12 protein-coding genes and 2 rRNA genes (1 of these 14 running past the window's edge) are annotated in these 15,451 nt (G+C 39.0%); 3 read left to right on the top strand and 11 right to left on the bottom strand.

The features are described from left to right. Positions 1-26 precede the first annotated feature (26 nt). On the top strand, positions 27-1,724 hold the full coding sequence (locus AC4QJR_RS24740) for a CDP-glycerol glycerophosphotransferase family protein (RefSeq protein ID WP_496524516.1): 1,698 nt from the start codon (positions 27-29) through the stop codon (positions 1,722-1,724). A gap of 96 nt (positions 1,725-1,820) precedes the next feature. Here AC4QJR_RS24740 and pseI read toward each other — a convergent pair whose 3' ends face one another. From pseI to AC4QJR_RS24685, 11 genes are all read right to left on the bottom strand, one after another. Next, positions 1,821-2,870 (bottom strand): pseudaminic acid synthase, encoded by a 1,050-nt coding sequence (gene pseI, locus AC4QJR_RS24735; RefSeq protein ID WP_496524515.1) that lies wholly within the window; start codon positions 2,868-2,870, stop codon positions 1,821-1,823. A gap of 4 nt (positions 2,871-2,874) precedes the next feature. Then, on the bottom strand, positions 2,875-3,417 hold the full coding sequence (gene pseH / locus AC4QJR_RS24730; RefSeq protein ID WP_496524514.1) for a UDP-4-amino-4,6-dideoxy-N-acetyl-beta-L-altrosamine N-acetyltransferase: 543 nt from the start codon (positions 3,415-3,417) through the stop codon (positions 2,875-2,877). Between the two features lie 10 nt (positions 3,418-3,427). Then, positions 3,428-4,486: a UDP-2,4-diacetamido-2,4,6-trideoxy-beta-L-altropyranose hydrolase gene (pseG, locus tag AC4QJR_RS24725; RefSeq protein WP_496524513.1), complete on the bottom strand. Its 1,059-nt coding sequence runs from the start codon at positions 4,484-4,486 to the stop codon at positions 3,428-3,430. Continuing rightward, positions 4,483-5,229: a cytidylyltransferase domain-containing protein gene (locus AC4QJR_RS24720; RefSeq protein WP_496524512.1), complete on the bottom strand. Its 747-nt coding sequence runs from the start codon at positions 5,227-5,229 to the stop codon at positions 4,483-4,485. Before AC4QJR_RS24720 ends, pseG begins: the two co-directional genes overlap by 4 nt. Positions 5,230-5,277: 48 nt before the next feature. After that, positions 5,278-6,069 (bottom strand): SDR family NAD(P)-dependent oxidoreductase, encoded by a 792-nt coding sequence (locus AC4QJR_RS24715; RefSeq protein ID WP_496524511.1) that lies wholly within the window; start codon positions 6,067-6,069, stop codon positions 5,278-5,280. A 15-nt stretch (positions 6,070-6,084) separates the two neighbouring features. Further along, complete coding sequence (locus tag AC4QJR_RS24710; RefSeq protein WP_496524510.1) at positions 6,085-7,020, bottom strand: aldo/keto reductase; 936 nt, start codon at positions 7,018-7,020, stop codon at positions 6,085-6,087. An 88-nt stretch (positions 7,021-7,108) separates the two neighbouring features. Further along, on the bottom strand, positions 7,109-8,281 hold the full coding sequence (gene pseC / locus AC4QJR_RS24705; protein WP_496524509.1) for a UDP-4-amino-4,6-dideoxy-N-acetyl-beta-L-altrosamine transaminase: 1,173 nt from the start codon (positions 8,279-8,281) through the stop codon (positions 7,109-7,111). Between the two features lie 21 nt (positions 8,282-8,302). Beyond that, positions 8,303-9,271, bottom strand: a complete 969-nt coding sequence (pseB, locus tag AC4QJR_RS24700; protein ID WP_496524508.1) for a UDP-N-acetylglucosamine 4,6-dehydratase (inverting) — start codon at positions 9,269-9,271, stop codon at positions 8,303-8,305. Between the two features lie 160 nt (positions 9,272-9,431). Further along, positions 9,432-10,406: a CgeB family protein gene (locus tag AC4QJR_RS24695; protein ID WP_496524507.1), complete on the bottom strand. Its 975-nt coding sequence runs from the start codon at positions 10,404-10,406 to the stop codon at positions 9,432-9,434. Positions 10,407-10,496: 90 nt separating this feature from the next. Beyond that, on the bottom strand, positions 10,497-10,808 hold the full coding sequence (locus AC4QJR_RS24690; RefSeq protein WP_496524506.1) for a hypothetical protein: 312 nt from the start codon (positions 10,806-10,808) through the stop codon (positions 10,497-10,499). A gap of 688 nt (positions 10,809-11,496) precedes the next feature. Next, positions 11,497-12,264, bottom strand: coding sequence for an IS110 family transposase (locus tag AC4QJR_RS24685; protein ID WP_496524505.1), 768 nt, complete (start codon positions 12,262-12,264; stop codon positions 11,497-11,499). Positions 12,265-12,760: 496 nt separating this feature from the next. Between AC4QJR_RS24685 and AC4QJR_RS24680 the strand changes: the two genes are divergently transcribed. Beyond that, a 16S ribosomal RNA gene (locus AC4QJR_RS24680) occupies positions 12,761-14,298 on the top strand. Between the two features lie 198 nt (positions 14,299-14,496). Next, positions 14,497-15,451 (top strand): 23S ribosomal RNA (locus tag AC4QJR_RS24675) (it continues 1,982 nt past the right edge of the window). Together the 16S and 23S rRNA genes form the textbook arrangement of a ribosomal RNA operon.

Genomic DNA, 15,451 nt, shown 5'->3' with positions numbered 1-15,451 from the left:
AAATATTAATAAACTGGAGTGATTTTTTGAATACATTTTTTAAACATTTTTGGTCGGTATTTATCGATTTTATTAATGATTTTCAAGAAATAAACTATAAGAATATTCCTTTACCGTTATTATCTACACTGCAAACTTATATAGATGATGAGATAAAATCACTAATGAAAGTAGATTCATTTGGCGATAAATTAAGGAATAAAATTCAAAAGGAGAATCAAATTCAACCGCACTTTGATGTGTTCTTAAGTACTATTCAAAATAACCATTCAAATTTAACGAAAACTGGTAATATTCTAATTCACGATGGAGATCTACTACGTTTTCCACGTGAATATTTATCTACTTTCGATAAGGATAAAACTGATTTCCTGTTTTCGCCAAAAATGAAAAATACAAATTCGTATAGAACATATATCCAAAATTTGAAAAAATTAGGTACAGTTCATCTTTTAGATCATTATCGTGAGGATGTAATAGGGTTAACTAATAAATTTATAAAAAAAACGCAGTCTTTATTTTCTCAATATCATGAACATCCCGTTTATAGTAATAAGAACTTTCAAAATAAATTTATAGAAGATATTCCGATCATGGTCGATTTATTAGCAGCTTATGACAACTTCTTTAATCAAGTCAATGTAGCGTGTGTTATTGTTGGAAATACAAGTGGTATGTTTAGTCGGATTCTTACGTTGGTTGCTAATTCCAGAGGCATCCCAAGTATATGTACCCAGCACGGCATTATAGGGAACGAAATGGGTTATATGCCTGCTTTTGCCTCAAAATATGCTGTATTTGGCCCTTATGAAAAGGAATGGTACCAAAGACAAGGAGTTTCAGAGAATTCTCTAGAAATTACAGGTCATCCTCGATTTGATCAAATCTTTACAAAGAAACACATGTCTAAGAACGAGTTTATTCAGAATCTACAAATTAGCTCAGAAAAAAAACTTGTTTTTATTGCCACAAATATGATCCGTGATATTAATACTTGGTCATCCTTCATTGAACTACTAACAAAAAATCCTTTAATAAACATCATCATTAAACCTCATCCTTCTGAAATAAAACATTTAGGAACTGATGAATATAAAAAAATTAGTTCAATGTATGATTCAGTTATGCTTGTTCCACCTACAATGGATTTGTATGATATTATTTCTAATGCTGATATCGTAGTTCAAGAATATTCAACCGTAGGGTTAGAAGCGATGATATTTAATAAGCCAGTGTTTTGTTTACGTAAAGAAGACTATTACGATGGAAATGACCGCTATTATTATGATAAATTAGCGAAATTTACACATTATGATCCAATAAAACTTGCAAAAATGATTGGTTATTTTCTAGAGAATAGTAATATGCAAAAAGAATGGACCTTACTAAAAGATGAATTCCTTTCCAATGCCTATCCACAAAAAATAGCTGGTAAGAAATTTCAAGAATTTTTATTTAATTTCACTGGAATTAAAGTTTATTCAACAGCTGATGAAATTGTAGACGGAACCCTAGTTAAAGGAAAAAGTGATCAAATTTATTTAATTGTTGGTGGGAAGAAATGTCATATACTCTCGAAATTCGTATTTAAAAAACTAGGTTTTGATTCAAAGGATATCAGAGTTTTTTATGATAACACTCTGGATGAAATACAAGATGGTCCCACTATTAATGCAGAGAATGTTTTAACATTTATTCAATTCATAAACAAGAATGGTAATTAACGAGTATAAATAATTGTATACATCGATAAATCTCAGAGATGAAAAGGACGCCCTCTGTATAACTATTCTAACAGTTATACAGTAGGCGTCCTTTACCTATAAAATAGTCCAATCTGTGGGAGTACCAGCCTTTATGTCTATTGCTGCCTTTTTTCCTAATAACTGTTCGTAATATTTGGGAGCTAATCCATAACCGGGTCTGATGACGCTTAGATTATCTTTTGTAAAAATGTCTCCGGCTTTTAGGTCTTTCGTAATATAGATTGATCTCCTAAATTTCATTGAATTCTTTTCTTGTCCAGTTGCTCCATAAGTTACGGCACCAATAGCTTGCCATGCTCGTTCCGTTTCCACAACTAACGAATGCATTTCATCCGGCTCCATAGAAAAAGCAGAGTCTACACCACCATCTTCACGGGAAAGTGTAAAATGTTTCTCTATAACAGTTGCTCCTAGAGTTACACTAGCAATCGAAACGCCAATTCCCATCGTATGATCCGATAATCCAACTTGGCAGTTAAATAATTCCCTCATATGAGGAATCGTTGATATATTAGTATTTTCGGGGGTAGCAGGGTAAGTACTTGTGCACTTTAAAAGAATGATATCTTTACACCCTGCATTTCTTGCTGTACGAACGGTTTCATCTAATTCGGCTAGCGTGGCCATACCTGTTGATATAATCATAGGCTTCCCTGTGGAAGCAACCTTTTTTATGAGCGGGATATGATTATTTTCGAAAGAAGCTATTTTATAAAAAGGGATATTTAAGTCTTCGAGAAAGTCCACGGCCGTTTCATCAAAAGGGGTACTAAAGGGAATAAGTCCTAATTCCAAGCATCTATCAAAAATAGGCTGATGCCACTCCCACGGAGTATAGGCTTGTTGATATAGTTGATAGAGATTATTTCCAGACCATAAACTATCTTTATCATCGATCATAAAATCTTTCTTTGCCAAATTTAACGTCATGGTATCCGCCTTATAGGTTTGAATCTTTAATGCGTGAGCCCCTGCTTTTGCAGCCGCTTCAACGATTTCCAAAGCACGTTCCAGTGAATGATTATGGTTACCTGACATTTCCGCAATAATAAATGGAGGATGATTGGGTCCAATCATTCGATCTCCAAGTTTTATCTCCTTCATCTAATCACTCCTCTGCAGGAAAATGGAAGTTTAACTGCTGTTTTTGTAGTTGCCAATCCGTTTCAAATAAAGCCAATCGGATCACATCAATAAACTGGCCATTTCTGCATATTTCCTTTTTAAAAAATCCTTCTTGGATAAATCCTAATTTCTGATGAAAACGTTCACTTCGTTTATTAAAGGATAAAACTTCACCAATGACTTTTCTGATTTTTAAATGATAAAAGGCGTATTCGAGCGCAAAACAGCCCATGATGGTACCGGCACCCTTTGGAGCGTTCTTTTCACCAATATAAAAACCCCAGGAACAGGTTTGATTTTGCTGGTTAATATTATGAAATGAGATGAGTCCTAATGGCATATTTTGATAAATAAAGAGTCGATATAAATCAGCATGATTTTGCAAAACATTCGCAAACCATTTGCAATGCTGTTCATAAGGAATCAACTGATCATTATACATATTTATCCGAATGGACTCTCTATTTCTCCATTGAAAGAGGATATCTTTATCCTTTTCTGTTAATTCTCTTATAAAATAGTCCATATGATTCTACCTACTCCAGTATTTGTTTTATCATTGTTTGTTGGTTAAATTTTGCATCTTTGAATAAAAGATTCGCTAATCTTGCCATTTCCAATCGTTCGACTTCATTTTCAATCAATTCTTTCAATTGAAGGGTTAGAAATGATTGCGTAACAGTTTCCTTTTTTCCGAGGTATTTAATCACTTTTTCCTTGGCAAGACCTTCGCAAATCTTTTCCTGATTGGCAGCAATACTGATGACAATACTAGGAAGTCCTAGATACAATCGTTCCCAAGTGGTTGTGCCGCCTGCCCCAATAGACAAATCTGCATGGGACATTAGTTGAGCCATGTTATTTACCTGACAATGAAAATGGAGATGATCATGCAAATGACAAAGGGAGGCAAGTTCTTTTTTAAAAGGGTTGGAGTGTCCAACGACTACGTCTATTTCAATGTCCTGGCGGCCTAATTCCAAAAAAGCTGCAAGTGCTTTTCCTGTTTCATTGGTTTGATCAATCCCGCCAAAAAACAGGAAAATTCGCTGTACTTTTCCACTTCGAATTCTCTTTGCTTGTTTATAGAACTCGCTTCTTATCAGAACGTAGCTTGGTCCGAGAAATGTTTTACAATAGGGAGGGACTAATGGGAGATACCTATATTGATAATGTTCAAGATAGTTTTGATCTAATAAATAGTCACAATCGTGCTTCCGATCAGCCAAATCATCAATCACCATGATTTTGTTTACAGTTCCTCTTAAACACAATTCCCACTCTATGTTTAGGGAATAGTGATCGATGATTAACAAATCAATGACTTTACCCTCCAATAGCTCTTTTGTTTGCGATGCATCGACACTTACGGGAACACCTAACCAGTGACAGTGCAAAGGGGCTTTCGGGGCAGGGAGTTTTAAAACCGTATATCCAATTTGTTCAATTAATCCACATAAATGTCCAGGATGTTCACGACAAATAAAGCAGACAACTGCCCCTTGTTCACGTAGTTTATCTGCGAGGGTTAAACATCTCATCACATGGCCTGTTCCGATTTCTAATGAGGCGTCTACACGTATATATACATTCATAATTCGTCCTCTAATTTTTTCTGTTCGATATGAGAGTTTAGTAAAAGCCACTCCGGGTGTTGCTGTAATAAAACAATGATATCTTCCAGGGTAAAACAATCCCTTTTCTTTATATAAAGCTCTTCCAGCACTCGTGATATTAACTCTAAGTCCGCTTCTGTATCTACCGTTAAGCGATAAGAACTTAAATCGACCGGGTGTAAAACAACTCCTATGTTAAATTTGTCAGGGTGAAGACGTATATATGGTGTGACATGTTCACGAAATGCTGGATTTTCGGCTTCCCAATAGGCCTGCTTTAAGGCATTCATTGAGAATACTTCAGTATCCAAACCAAGAGGGTAAGTTTTGACGATCGAGTTAGAAACATAATCATATTTACTTGGATTGGATAAAAATTCTGCAATGATTTTATCAATAATAGTTGGATCGATTAATGGATCATCTGACGTAAGGCGGACCACCACGTCAGCCTTGTATTGAATTGCTGCTTCAAAATACCTAGCCAACACATCCATTTCCGAGCCTCTGAAATAGTCCACTGACAGCCTCTTGCATAGGTCAATAATAGGCTGTTCCGTTTCCTTTTTCGTTGTTGCAATCACTACTCGATTAATTAACTTTGATTTTCTAACTCTCTCAATTTGGAGTTCAAGCAATGGTTTACCCAGAACTTCTTTCATGACTTTTCCCGGTAATCTTGTTGAACCCATTCTTGCTTGAATAATTGCTACAATGTTCAAAACATCCACCTCCTAATGAAGGACTTTATATTTTCAGAGTTCTGTGATCTACCAAGCCGTCCAGCCGCCGTCGATCGAAATATTTTGTCCAGTGATATAACTTGAAGCCTCTGAGGATAACAAGACAATCACACCTTTTAGGTCGTCTGGCTGCCCGATTCTCCTTAAGGGATTTTTTTCACTTAAACGATCAATAAATTCTGTATCTTTCTGTACTTCTAAATTTGGAAATGGACCTGGGGAAATACAGTTTGCTCTTATCCCCTTATTCCCATAATGGCAGGCAAGATACCGTGTATATTGGATGATAGCTGCCTTTCCAGCACCATAATGGGGAGGGTTACTAAAGGGATTTCCAGTATACAAATCGGGATTAGGAGATACAACGCCATACATCGAAGCCACATTAAGGATGACTCCGCCTTTTTGAGAAACCATATAAGGCAACACTGATCTAGTACATTTATATACATTATTAATGGTTCCTTCCATCCCGCTATACCAATCCGCATCCTTCATTGTCTCTAATGTCCCACTGGAACCAAAATAAGCATTATTGACAAGGATATCAATTGTTTTTCCAGATTTATGAATCTCCGCATAACATTCAGCAATGGAGTCAGAATTACTTACATCCATATATAGACCTTGGCAGCTCAGTTGAAAACGCTGGTTTAATAAATCAGCCAATCGTTGACACTTCTTTTGATTTTTACTGACAATAAAAAGATTTGCCCCGGCCTCCGCTAATCCTTCTGAAATCGCTGCTCCTAAATGGCCTGCACCACCAGTAATCAGAGCATTTTTACCTTTAAGACTAAACAAATCATTTATTGACACTCGACCTTAGCCTCCCTATTTCCATAGCGTTGGATTGCTCACTCTTTCAGGAACGTCTCTGAAAAGTTCCGTTAATTGATGTACAACCGAAGTTGGCAATTTTGGTAATGTCATCATATTAATATTATTCTTTAATTGGCTTAATGTTTCACAACCAATCACGATGCTATGAATCTGAGGTAAATCTCTAACAAAACAAAACGCAAGTACAGAAGGGTCCATTTCGTTTTCTGAGGCAATTTCATGAAATGGATCGAGCCACTTTTTTGCGAATTTTAACTTGTCAGGTAATTCATCGGTTTTCATTAACAGTAGACCTTGTAAATATATACTTCGTACATAAATTTTTATATGGTGCTTTGACAACTCTTCCAGTAATCCAGAGTGGATTAACTGTTGATTTAAAACGTTAATAGGGACTTGAATCATATCAAAACAGTCTGATTCAATTACTTGTCTTACCGCTTCCGGTGTATAAACAGAGGCGCCGATATTTTTAATTAGCCCTTGTTTTTTTAACGTTACCAAGCATTCAATCAACTTACCCTGATGTGATGTCAGATTCCGTTCATGATGAAGAGAATAGCCGTCAATCGATTGAATCGCCAATTTATTTAACGATGCTCTAAGATTCCGTTCCACCTCTTGAAGTAATTCACGGTATGAAGTGGTGTCAGCCATTTTTACCTCTGGCAGTTTTGAAAAAATTTTGGGTAAGCTTTGTGAATGCTTTTTTTGTTCCTGTAAAAAGCGCCCAATTAAGGGTTCGCTTTCACCATAATATGGAGCAGTGTCGAATTCAGTGACGTTATTTAAAAGAGCGTAGTTTAAGATTTCAATAGCATCCTGCACATTGGGCATACCTATTTTATTTGCAATACCATATTTTAGTCCTAACTGGACTGTACCCAAGGTCAATTTAGGGTGGTTTTTTTGATTTACCTGATCCATTTTTAGTAATCCCTTCTTCATCAGGGTCCGCGGGAAAATGCTTCAACTGCGGAGTAATTTTTTTCTGTAGTATCGGGAAATTGTTTAGTTATATAGAATAGTAGGATACAATCTTTTTGACAGCTTGAATGACATCGGATACATCTAATTCGCTCATCTTGGGGAATAAGGGTAGAGTGATTATTTCTTCATAAAGTTTTTCGGCTTGTGGGCAAAGTCCTTTTTGAAATCCTAGTTGTTGATAATAAGGAAGAAGGTAGACAGGAATATAATGAACATTTACACCGATGTTCATTGATAATAAATGTTCAACTATCTCTTTTCTCTTCGCTTTTAATAAATCCTGGTTTAAGCGAATAATGTAAAGATGCCAGCTTGATTCTGCTTCGGAATGCTGGTAAGGAATCGTTATTTGCGGAATCGTTGCAAAAGCAGCATTATACATTGCTGCATACTTTTTTCTTAATTCAATAAATTTATCAATCTTTTTCAACTGGCTGGTTCCTAGTGCCGCTTGAATGTCTGTCAATCGATAATTAAATCCAAGGAACTGCATCTCATAATACCAGGGACCATGATTTTCAAGCATCTTATTTTGGTCTCTAGTTATTCCATGAGATCGAAATTGCAGCATTTTTTCATAATACTCTTTATTGTTGGTTGTGATCACTCCGCCCTCACCGGAAGTTATATGTTTTACGGGATGAAAACTAAACATGGTCATATCGCTAATCGATCCCACTTTTTTTCCTTTATATTTGGCCCCTAGAGCGTGTGCTGCATCTTCGATCACCACGAGACCATACTTTTTTGCAATTGCATAAATTTCCTCTAAATCGACAGGTTGTCCTGTGAAATCGACAGGGATAATCGCTTTTGTTTTATTGGTAATCTGTTTCTCTATTTCTTTTGGATTGATATTGTAAGTTTTAGGATCTATATCTACAAAGATAGGTTTTCCTCCTAGATAAAGAACACAGTTAGCGCTGGCAGCGAAGGTTATAGGGGTTGTAATGACTTCGTCTCCTATGCTAATCCCAGCAGCAAAGCATGCACCATGCAATGCTGCTGTCCCATTGGAAAAACTTACTGCGTATTTGGCTCCCACATAGTTTGCGATTTCCTGTTCAAACTTAGAAACTGCCGGTCCTGTCGTAAGGTAATCACTTTTTAATACATTGACGACGGCCTCGATGTCATCGTCGTCAATCCATTGTCGGCCGTAAGGTAGATAGATATTTCTCATCGGTTTATGGTCCATTTCAAGCTCCTTCCTTTGTATCTACTTGTTCACTAAGTTCCTTAGCTCAACTACCGATAGCCAATGTTCGTTGGTATTACTCACATAGCTGAAGCCATCCTGTAATGGCTTGCCGCTGCTTGTATATTTATCATTCCACCACGGGAATTCTGGTTGAATAACATAGTGGGTGTCAAATTCTACGGTACGGCGGGCATCGTCTTCCGTGATCATGGTTTCATGCAATTTCTCCCCTGGTCGAATACCAATAACCTCTATTTCACAGTCAGGAGCAATTGCCTCCGCGAGATCCGTTACCTTCATACTTGGGATTTTAGGCACAAAAATTTCTCCGCCATTCATTCTGTTCAAACTATCAATCACAAATTGAACCCCTTGGTCTAAAGTGATCCAGAATCGTGTCATCCGCTTATCTGTAATCGGTAATTTACCTGTTTCTTTCACTTTTTGGAAAAAAGGGACTACACTGCCCCTGCTGCCAACGACATTTCCATAACGGACAACAGCAAACTTCGTGGTTTTGCCTCCAGTATAAGAATTTGCGGCCACAAACAATTTATCAGATGCTAACTTAGTGGCCCCATATAGGTTAATCGGATTTGCAGCTTTATCTGTACTTAGAGCAATGACTTTTTCTACCCCTCTGTCAATGGCAGCTTCAATTATATTTTGCGCACCATGGATATTGGTCTTAATGGCTTCAAACGGATTATATTCACATACACCTACATGCTTTAATGCAGCAGCATGGATGACGATATCGACACCATTAAAGGCACGAAATAATCTTTCTTTATCACGTACATCTCCAATAAAAAAGCGAATTCTAGGATCGTTATACTCCTGAGCCATTTCATATTGCTTTAATTCATCGCGGCTGAATATAATGACTTTCTTTACAGCTGTTTTTAAAATCTTGCTAACAAAGTTTTTTCCAAACGACCCTGTGCCACCCGTTATTAGGATGGTTTTTCCTTTTAATTCATGCAATTTTCTCCCTCTTTCACTTGTAGGATATAACTGGAGTTTCAAAGGATTGTGAAACCAAAATAGTAATAAGGGTCTAAGATTTCCTTATTCTTATATTCTAAGATTTATAGATGTTCATAATATTAGACAGAGTTTGGTTGTTTTTATGAAACAGTCCTAGTTATTTTTCGTTTCCGTTTATTTGTTTAAGTAATAATTCAATACGATGAGTAAAAGTATGATCTGTCAAAATTCTCTCTCTTGCATTTTGACTATAGAAATTTCTGGAGTTTTCATCCATTACAAACTGATTGATTAAATGAACACATTCATCAAAATTATTGTAGGGGACAATTTCTCTAGAGGTATCAAAATGCAGGGTTAAATCTAATTTATTTTCTATTAATTGAAATCCCCCACAAGCTGCAATATCAAAAGTACGATTATTAATGCTCTTACTTTCAATTCCAAGTGTATTTTGATTCTTATGAAAATTATAAGATCGGTGAGGGTTTAAGATGATTTTGGAGAGAGAAAAGATTTGTCTTACAAACTCTGGTTTAATCCATTTATTGATAATTTTCAGTTGATGATTATTTTTATAATTAATAAATTTTGACCAGTTTGGCCCCACTAATAGCAAAGAATAGGATGTTTGGTCTAAGATATGTTTGATTAATTCTATTCTGTTTGTATAAGGATAACCAATGAGACATAAATCATAAAGATAATGATTCGGAATATTGGCTGGATAGTAAAGAGTGGGATCAGTTCCTAGTGGAAGATGGTAAATTTTTTTATTAGGGAACCTTATGTTATAATATTCACATGCACCTATATCAATAGTAAATATATAATCATATTGCTCTATTAAATTAACAGACTGGTCAATATAATAGGGGTCTTCTGTAAGCCAAACACCAAGAGTTGTCCCTCTTTGTTTTAGAATCTGTATTAATTTGTAATCTACTTTGTATCCAACAAAGGCAAATACAAAATCCGGATCTAAGCTTTCAATCAGCTCAACAGTTTCCTCCGTATACATTGGGGGGATTTTGGCTATAGAATGGTTCATTGTTTTAAATGCATTTTCTATTGTATCTTCAAAAATGGGATAAATCCCTAAAAACCCTGATGAAATAAATAGTATGTTCATAGTTCCTAAACCCCTATTAAAAAATGATCAGAAGTGGAAAATTATATACATTTTATATAGATAGAAGGTATATGATTTTTTCTGAAATATTTATTCTGATGATGATTCTTCTAGTTCCTCTGACAGTATTACTGAAAAGCTTTCGATATCTCTGCAGCGAACAAATGTTAATTGTTCTTCTGAGAAGGGTGAAAGAATAGTTGTTTCAACAATTTCCACAATGCCACTTTCTGTAACTTTTCTGAGTTCACCCTGAAAAGTATCACCAGACTCTGTTCTAAGTGTTACTTCTCTGCCTACGAAATTTCTAAACTCATAGCACAGTTCATCTTCTTGAAATCCTTTTTGTCCTTTTTGTCCTTTTTGTCCTTTTTGTCCTTTTTGTCTACCAGGTCCAGGCAAATGAATCACTCCTTTCTTTTTTCTCATGGTAGTTTATGCACAAAAGGACAAGCATGTGAAAATATTTTTCATAAAAATGGTAAAAATTACCATTTTTAATCTTAAAGATAATGATGAAGATAAGAGGCTGCCTTTTTTAGTGATTAGGTATCTCATCGGATTTTGGAGCAGGCTTATTAATTTTTTTGCTGTGTTAAACTTGTCTGTTGATTTCCGTTCCAGGCACTTCGCTTTCCGCGGGCGTTGCGGAGAGCCTCGGCACGAAGGTAAAAACTTCTACTGCGGTTAGCGCTCTGATATCCGTGGGTTTTCACATTTTATCTTTCCGTATAAAGGCCTTATCCACTAACTCGAGACGTGCGTTAATCTAATTAGTTATAGCACAGAGGAGGCACGTGGGTTTTCCTTTCCGGTTTTTCTCTTTGCCTTCGAGCCCTATTCTCATCCATCTATTTTCTTTCTAATGTACTCATGTCATAGAGAATCGTACTTCATTAAGCTGTTGGTACTACCTCATCAATTTCCTGTGTGATTGCCCAAATAAAACCCGCTAACTCTCTCGCTTTACCACTTTCTTTTCCTCTTGATAACAATCGAAAATATTTCTTATGTAGCCGGTTTTGTGCTTTCCAGGATATTGCCAGAACGGTTGGCGATTGTCCATTTTGTCTCTTTTGTAATTCACCCTTTATTGACGGCTTATATCGATAACTCCAAGCTGACTCCACCAATAGACGCCGCACATGACGATTCCAATAAGTGCTACGCCTCTTAACGCTTGTAAAGCTTGGATGGTTGGGGCATGAACACTGTCCGTTGCTTGTATTTTGATTTCTTCTTCTAATCTTAGGACTCGTTGTTGTATCACTTTAATTTGATGATAGTATTCTTGATAAACCACTTGTAGTTTAGAGTTTTCCAACTTTAACGTGTCCAACCATCTATAGTACCTTACGGTCCATTTTTTTTCCTTTAATTGTGGTTGGATATCATATCGAAGTAAAAACTTACTTAATCGGTGTTTAGCTCTTAATTCGTCTTCTTTTGCATCTTCTCGACATCTAACAAGATCTCGTAAAGCTTCATCTTCTGGAGTAGGAACGTAAACAGAAGTTAATTCTCCTGCTCGATATAATTGAGCGAGTCGAACGGAACCTCTACGATCCGTTTTAATACGCTCACCAGGTTTTTGAGGAATTAAAGATGGCGCTATAACCATACAGTGAATATTTAGAGTAAGGAATAACCTATACAATGCATATCCGGTAGGACCTGCTTCGTAACACACTCGTAAGTTCTCGCCGTTTCCTAACTTTTTCATCAATTTCTTAACTGCTTCTGGTGTATTCGAAATCATCCCCCAATATTTAGGCTCATCCCGACCTTCATCTGCAATCGCAACAGCTATTTTTTCTTTTGATACGTATAAACCTACATATTTTATGGTATCCTTCATAATAACTAGCTCGATCCGTAATGTAGCTCTGATTTGGTTATGTTTTTTCCAGTAAACATTCTAACCAAAGTAATCTACGATGTTACGAGTAAGGAGCTAGCTTCGTTCATGATAACTCGTCGCTTTGCTCCTGCGGGGTCTCCCCTGACCCGTACTCCCGCAGGAGTCTTCGGCCTGAAACGAAGAGAAACAGAGTGCCAATATCAACATTAACCTTTAACACAGCCAATTTTTTTAATGTTTTATTTAATAGGCATTGACCAATCTATTAATCTCCTGTATTATTTGAAAAGTCGTCAGCGAAACGATTTAAGTTAAGTAAAAAAAGTTGTTGACTTTAATAACCTAAAATGATATATTAATAAAGTCGTTTTTGAGCGATGATTGTTCTTTGAAAACTAAACAAACAAAATCGTGCAAACAAACAATATTAATCGTGTATCTTCTATTAATATAGTAAGAACACGAGCCAACGTAACAAATGAGCTAATCAACTTTCTTGGAGAGTTTGATCCTGGCTCAGGACGAACGCTGGCGGCGTGCCTAATACATGCAAGTCGAGCGAGACTCTTCGGAGTCTAGCGGCGGACGGGTGAGTAACACGTGGGCAACCTGCCTGTAAGACTGGGATAACACCGGGAAACCGGTGCTAATACCAGATAATCCTTTTCCTCTCATGAGGAAAAGCTGAAAGTCGGTTTCGGCTGACACTTACAGATGGGCCCGCGGCGCATTAGCTAGTTGGTGAGGTAACGGCTCACCAAGGCGACGATGCGTAGCCGACCTGAGAGGGTGATCGGCCACACTGGGACTGAGACACGGCCCAGACTCCTACGGGAGGCAGCAGTAGGGAATCTTCCACAATGGACGAAAGTCTGATGGAGCAACGCCGCGTGAGCGATGAAGGCCTTCGGGTCGTAAAGCTCTGTTGTTAGGGAAGAACAAGTACCGGAGTAACTGCCGGTACCTTGACGGTACCTAACCAGAAAGCCACGGCTAACTACGTGCCAGCAGCCGCGGTAATACGTAGGTGGCAAGCGTTGTCCGGAATTATTGGGCGTAAAGCGCGCGCAGGCGGTCCTTTAAGTCTGATGTGAAAGCCCACGGCTCAACCGTGGAGGGTCATTGGAAACTGGGGGACTTGAGTGCAGAAGAGGAAAGCGGAATTCCACGTGTAGCGGTGAAATGCGTAGAGATGTGGAGGAACACCAGTGGCGAAGGCGGCTTTCTGGTCTGTAACTGACGCTGAGGCGCGAAAGCGTGGGGAGCAAACAGGATTAGATACCCTGGTAGTCCACGCCGTAAACGATGAGTGCTAAGTGTTAGAGGGTTTCCGCCCTTTAGTGCTGCAGCTAACGCATTAAGCACTCCGCCTGGGGAGTACGGCCGCAAGGCTGAAACTCAAAGGAATTGACGGGGGCCCGCACAAGCGGTGGAGCATGTGGTTTAATTCGAAGCAACGCGAAGAACCTTACCAGGTCTTGACATCCTCTGACACTCCTAGAGATAGGATTTTCCCCTTCGGGGGACAGAGTGACAGGTGGTGCATGGTTGTCGTCAGCTCGTGTCGTGAGATGTTGGGTTAAGTCCCGCAACGAGCGCAACCCTTGATCTTAGTTGCCAGCATTCAGTTGGGCACTCTAAGGTGACTGCCGGTGACAAACCGGAGGAAGGTGGGGATGACGTCAAATCATCATGCCCCTTATGACCTGGGCTACACACGTGCTACAATGGATGGTACAAAGGGCTGCAAGACCGCGAGGTTTAGCCAATCCCATAAAACCATTCTCAGTTCGGATTGCAGGCTGCAACTCGCCTGCATGAAGCCGGAATCGCTAGTAATCGCGGATCAGCATGCCGCGGTGAATACGTTCCCGGGCCTTGTACACACCGCCCGTCACACCACGAGAGTTTGTAACACCCGAAGTCGGTGGGGTAACCGTAAGGAGCCAGCCGCCTAAGGTGGGACAGATGATTGGGGTGAAGTCGTAACAAGGTAGCCGTATCGGAAGGTGCGGCTGGATCACCTCCTTTCTAAGGATAAAGCTGGACTTGTGAGCCAGACAAAACAGTTTGTTCGCGATCTTTGTTTGTTTAGTTTTGAGAGTACAATTCTCTCAAACCATTCGTTCTTTGAAAACTAGATAATCGTAATGAAGAAGCAAAGTAAACATCGAGTAATCGCCATTTTAGATTTTCTCTCTTATGTAAGTAAGAGTTATAAACCTTTTAGGTTAAGTTAGAAAGGGCGCACGGTGAATGCCTTGGCACTAGGAGCCGATGAAGGACGGGACTAACACCGATATGCTTCGGGGAGCTGTAAGTAAGCTTTGATCCGGAGATTTCCGAATGGGGGAACCCACTGTTCGTAATGGAACAGTATCTTTACCTGAATACATAGGGTATGGAAGGCATACCCGGGGAACTGAAACATCTAAGTACCCGGAGGAAGAGAAAGCAAACGCGATTCCCTGAGTAGCGGCGAGCGAAACGGGACATAGCCCAAACCAAGAGGCTTGCCTCTTGGGGTTGTAGGACACTCAACATGGAGTTACAAAGGAACGGGGTAGATGAAGCGACCTGGAAAGGTCCGTCAAAGAAGGTAACAACCCTGTAGTCGAAACTTCGTTCCCTCCTGAGTGGATCCTGAGTACGGCCGGACACGTGAAATCCGGTCGGAAGCAGGGAGGACCATCTCCCAAGGCTAAATACTCCCTAGTGACCGATAGTGAACCAGTACCGTGAGGGAAAGGTGAAAAGCACCCCGGAAGGGGAGTGAAATAGTTCCTGAAACCGTGTGCCTACAAGTAGTCAGAGCCCGTTCATGGGTGATGGCGTGCCTTTTGTAGAATGAACCGGCGAGTTACGATCCCATGCAAGGTTAAGTTGAAGAGACGGAGCCGCAGCGAAAGCGAGTCTGAATAGGGCGAATTGAGTATGTGGTCGTAGACCCGAAACCAGGTGATCTACCCATGTCCAGGGTGAAGTCCAGGTAACACTGGATGGAGGCCCGAACCCACGCACGTTGAAAAGTGCGGGGATGAGGTGTGGGTAGCGGAGAAATTCCAATCGAACTTGGAGATAGCTGGTTCTCTCCGAAATAGCTTTAGGGCTAGCCTCACGTAGTAAGAGTCTTGGAGGTAGAGCACTGTTTGGACTAGGGGCCCTCATCGGGTTACCGAATTCA

This window comes from Neobacillus sp. BP17 (assembly GCF_059579525.1).
This window is presented reverse-complemented; position numbering and strand designations above follow the sequence as displayed.

Coding starts and splice junctions, on each gene's coding strand:
- pseI (WP_496524515.1), bottom strand. CDS start 2,870: ATGAAGGAGATAAAACTTGGAGATCGAATGATTGGACCCAATCATCCT.
- pseH (WP_496524514.1), bottom strand. CDS start 3,417: ATGGACTATTTTATAAGAGAATTAACAGAAAAGGATAAAGATATCCTC.
- pseG (WP_496524513.1), bottom strand. CDS start 4,486: ATGAATGTATATATACGTGTAGACGCCTCATTAGAAATCGGAACAGGC.
- AC4QJR_RS24710 (WP_496524510.1), bottom strand. CDS start 7,020: ATGGATCAGGTAAATCAAAAAAACCACCCTAAATTGACCTTGGGTACA.
- pseC (WP_496524509.1), bottom strand. CDS start 8,281: ATGGACCATAAACCGATGAGAAATATCTATCTACCTTACGGCCGACAA.
- AC4QJR_RS24695 (WP_496524507.1), bottom strand. CDS start 10,406: ATGAACATACTATTTATTTCATCAGGGTTTTTAGGGATTTATCCCATT.
- AC4QJR_RS24685 (WP_496524505.1), bottom strand. CDS start 12,264: ATGAAGGATACCATAAAATATGTAGGTTTATACGTATCAAAAGAAAAA.